4 protein-coding genes are annotated in these 4233 nt (G+C 56.7%); all 4 read right to left on the bottom strand.

Going from position 1 to position 4233, the window contains the following annotated elements; genetic code table 11:
* Window positions 1-267: TCP-1/cpn60 chaperonin family protein (locus LPU83_RS38070; protein ID WP_280178242.1), on the bottom strand; the 267-nt coding region annotated here is incomplete at its 3' end.
* A 73-nt stretch (window positions 268-340) separates the two neighbouring features.
* A complete protein-coding gene (gene groES / locus LPU83_RS38065; RefSeq protein ID WP_157997320.1) occupies window positions 341-637 on the bottom strand; it encodes a co-chaperone GroES in 297 nt (98 codons plus the stop codon).
* Between the two features lie 103 nt (window positions 638-740).
* Window positions 741-2087, bottom strand: coding sequence for a M16 family metallopeptidase (locus LPU83_RS38060; RefSeq protein ID WP_024319198.1), 1347 nt, complete (start codon window positions 2085-2087; stop codon window positions 741-743).
* Entirely contained in the window at window positions 2084-3433 is a 1350-nt protein-coding gene (locus LPU83_RS38055; protein WP_024319199.1) for a M16 family metallopeptidase, read from the bottom strand. Before LPU83_RS38055 ends, LPU83_RS38060 begins: the two co-directional genes overlap by 4 nt.
* Window positions 3434-4233 lie beyond the last annotated feature (800 nt).

The following is a 4233-nucleotide window of genomic DNA, read 5'->3' as shown; positions in this document are numbered from 1 at the left end:
GGTGCCGTCACCGGCAACGTCGCTAGTCTTCGACGCGACTTCGCGGACCATCTGGGCGCCCATGTTTTCGAACTTGTCTTCCAGTTCGATTTCCTTGGCGACCGAAACGCCGTCCTTGGTGATGCGCGGAGCGCCGAAGGACTTGTCGAGGATGACGTTACGACCCTTCGGGCCGAGCGTTACCTTCACTGCGTCAGCGAGAATGTCGACGCCCTTGAGCATCTTTTCGCGCGCGGTGCGGCCAAACTTGAGTTCTTTAGCTGCCATGATTGAAACTCCTGAATTCGAGTTGTCCGGGCTTTAGGGCCCGTGGCTAAAATCGGAAAGGGAACCGGCTGGATCAGCCGATGATGCCCATGATGTCGGCTTCCTTCATGATCAGAAGGTCTTCGCCGTTGATCTTGACTTCAGTGCCGGACCACTTGCCGAACAGGACGCGGTCGCCAGCCTTGACGTCGAGAGCGACGACCTTGCCGGACTCGTCACGAGCGCCGGAACCGACGGCGACGATTTCGCCTTCCTGCGGCTTTTCCTTGGCGGTGTCGGGAATGATGATGCCGCCCTTGGTCTTTTCGTCAGACTCGACGCGGCGGACGGCAATGCGGTCATGCAGTGGTCGGAAATTGATGTTTGCCATTTCTTGTCCCTCGATCAAATGTCATTGCGGATCTAAGCGATCCGATGGCTGACTGTTAGCACCATGTTCTGCCGCCGAACGGACGGACTCTCGATGCGAACCTTCATCCTTTCCGTTCATCTATCGGCGGTCCGACGATCATCACGGCAGGATCGGCAGAGAGAAGGTAGCTGGCGGCCGACCTGACGTCCTCCACGGTTACCACTTGGATGAGCTGTTTCCGCCGCTCGATATAGTCGATGCCCATACCATCCAACTGGTTTGCGACCAGAGTATCGGCGATCGCGCTGGATGAGTTCAGAGCATTGATAGCATACCCGCCGATGATATTTTTCTTCGCCGCTTCGAGCTCCTCTTCGCTAACGCCTTCCTCGGCTATCCGCCTCACCTCCGTGCGAATGAGGGAAAGCGCCTCTGCTGCGCGGTTAGGCCGGGTTGACGTTTCAATGATGAGTGCCGAGGCGTGTTCATTGTTCACGAGGCTAGATTCGATGCCGTAAGCAAGTCCTCGCTTTTCGCGCACCTCGTTCCAGAGCCTCGACGTAAACGAACCTCCACCAAGGATGTGGTTCATCAAAAAGGCTGCGAAGAACTGCGGGTCTTTGCGGTTGATCCCGGGATAAGCCAAGTGCATCCGATCCTGAGGTAAGGCATAGGGAATCCGAATTTCCTGCCCTAGCTTCGGCGCCGCGTCCGCGACTTCCATCAGAAGAGCGTCGGAAGGCAAAGAGCCGAATGTTTGATCCAGGTCGCGCTTGAGCGCTTCGGCGTCGATCGCTCCCGCCACGGCGATCGTAAGGTTGCCACGCGCAAAAAGATGAGTATGAAGCGCCTTTAGATCGGAGGCCGTGACAGCCGCAAGCGACTGCTCAGTACCTTCTTCCCGCCGGGAATACGGATGATCGCCATAAATCGCCTTCCTCCATGCAATCGTTGCGGCGGTTGACGGATCCTTGGCTTCTGCAATGATATTGGATGTAAGCTGCGCGCGAATGCGATCCACGGCCGCTTGGTCGAAGCGCGGCTGCTCGATGGCCCGCTTTAAAAGAGCAAATGCATTATCCTTACTGTCGGCAAGTACACGCAGAGATCCGTACACCGCATCCGGCCCGACATCGAAATGCACCTCGGCGCCGGCATCATCCAGCTGCTCCTGAAAGGCGTCGCTGTCCAGCTCGCCGGCGCCTTCGTCCAACAATGCGCTCATGAGCCTGACGGCGCCTTCCTTGGCAGAAGGATCCTGCGTGCTGCCTCCGCGGAACGCAAAACTGATAGTGATGAGTGGCTGGGTATAATCCTCCACCAGCCAAGCTTTGACCTCGCTAGATGTATTGATCTCCTGGACGGTGATGGCCGCCTGAGCCGGCATCGCCGAGGCGAAGGTCAGCAGTACAAGTAAGACTTGAATATAATTGGCCGCCGCGCATCTCAAGTGATTTACCATCGTCATCTCCTATCTCCTGATTTTGTGGATGGGCTTTCGCGCGGCAGCAGATATCCCGCCACTGATCGATCCGGATTGAGATATTTCTTGGCAACCGCCTGCACCTCGGCAGTGGTTACCGCGCGGATCTTCTCCGGCCATTTCTGTACATCCGCAGCTGTGCTGCCGGTGGCGAGTGCCTCCCCGAAGATCCGGGCCATTTCCACCTGGCTGTCGCGTGCGAAGATCGTCGAGCGCACAAGGCGGTTTTTGGCCTTCTCGAGCTCGACCTCCGTAACGCCGGCCTCGATGATTTTCCGAATCTCAGCGTCTATTGCGTCTTGCAAGTCATCGATTTTCGCCTCGCTCAGCGGCGAGCCATAAACTGTGAAGCTCGTCGCATCGAGTGATCTTCCTCCAAAAGATGCGCTGGCAGAAGAGGCAATTGCCCGTTTCATCACTAGTTCCTGATAGAAGCGGCTGAGCGTTCCTCCAAGTATCTCCGAAAGAAGATCCAGAGATTCGCCTTCGCCTGGCTCACCCGTTCTGTAGGAAGGCACCACCCAGGACTTCTGAAAGCTCGGTATGGTCACGCGCGGGTCGGTGAGCACGACTGTTCGTTTGGTGTTCTGCTCCGGCTCCTGTGGCCGAACTCGAGGCGCCAGTTCCCGGCCGCGCGGTATCCGCCCGTATGTCTCCATCGCCATCTTGCCCACACTGGCGACGTCCACGTCGCCGGCTATTACCAGTATGGCGTTGTTTGGGGCGTAGTATCGATCGTAGAATGCCATGGCGTCCCCGCCATTGAGCCTTTCCATTTCGTGCATCCAGCCAATCACAGGGATACGATACGGATGGTTCTGATAGAGCGTCGCCTGCATCTCTTCGTCGAGAAGCGCCTCGGGACTTTCTTCGATCCTCGAGCGCCGCTCCTCGAGAATAACATCGCGCTCCGGCACGATCACCGCGTCTGAGAGTATGAGATGGCGCATGCGGTCAGCTTCAAATTCCATCATCGTCAAGAGTGAGCCCGGCGTTACCGTCTGGAAATAGGCAGTGTAGTCGGACGAAGTGAAAGCGTTCTCGTGGCCGCCGAGCTCAGCGACCTTCGCGCTAAACTCGCCGGCCGGGTGCTCGTTCGTGCCCTTAAACATCAGATGCTCCAAGAAATGAGCGATGCCGGACTTGCCGGGTACCTCATCGGCATTGCCGACCTTGTACCAGACCATTTGCGTGACTGTCGGCGCCCGATGATCGGGTATGACGACGACCTCCATGCCGTTGCTCAGCACAAAATTTTCGATCCCTGATTCGCTTCGCGGAGCGTCGACGGCCGCCGCTTCCCAGGTCATCAGAGCGTTGAACGCGACCATGCTCAGGAAAAATGCACGAGTACGCGTAAGTGCCCTGACTGCGCGCCATTTTGCGGACATCCAGGAAGTCATCGGATTTGAGCGAACGTGGAGTTGACAATCATGCGAAGACAACCTTCGCAACGGTCCCTGCGAAAGCTTGCCCCGAATATTCCTTAGCGAGGACGGCCACTTAGTTCTGCTGCCTGTGGTACATCCCTCCGGAGGATGACCAGACGCAGGAATCTGACTAGTAAGCTTAGCTGACATTCGATATCTCCGCGCGAGTTCGTGACACTTCTGCGAAGGACTGCCGCAATATGCGTGCCAAAAAAAATCCTTTTGAAACAATAAAAATCGATCGAACCGGCTGTGTCGCATGTCCGACATTGTCGGACACCGGCCGACTAGACTCACTACACGCTGAGTTGCCAAAAGGGCCGCAGTCCAATCAGCTGGATATCAATGAGAAGCTCCGCGCTCGCCGCCACTCACATACATCCGTCCTCATTGGATGGATACGGAGTGATTGATCGCGCTTACTCGATAGTGGAGGTTTTACGCACAAAAGAGAGCGTGAGGCAGAGCGGTGCAGAGAGTTTGTCGAGCTCCGGCAGCGTATCAAGCGTTTTACGGGCAAGTCGACGACAAGTGAACACTGTTGGGACGTCAGGCCATAAGTCGTGCGACCGCGGAAACCATCACTCTTGGCTCATAGCTTTCTGCGACAAACTGAGCCTTCTGCTTGTGGCTTCAAAAGCGGGAGCTTTGAGATCGTTCGTAAGCGGTTAGCCGACCACGCTCGACTCGAAGTTCCACGG

The sequence above is a fragment of the Rhizobium favelukesii genome, assembly GCF_000577275.2.
Lineage (GTDB): Bacteria > Pseudomonadota > Alphaproteobacteria > Rhizobiales > Rhizobiaceae > Rhizobium > Rhizobium favelukesii.
The sequence above is the reverse complement of the archived record's forward strand: the minus strand, read 5'-3'. Positions and strand labels throughout refer to the sequence as shown.

Bases quoted from the DNA above. Each gene is read 5' to 3' on its own strand.
- groES (WP_157997320.1), bottom strand. From the start codon at position 637: ATGGCAAACATCAATTTCCGACCACTGCATGACCGCATTGCCGTCCGC.
- LPU83_RS38060 (WP_024319198.1), bottom strand. From the start codon at position 2,087: ATGACGATGGTAAATCACTTGAGATGCGCGGCGGCCAATTATATTCAA.
- LPU83_RS38055 (WP_024319199.1), bottom strand. From the start codon at position 3,433: ATGGTCGCGTTCAACGCTCTGATGACCTGGGAAGCGGCGGCCGTCGAC.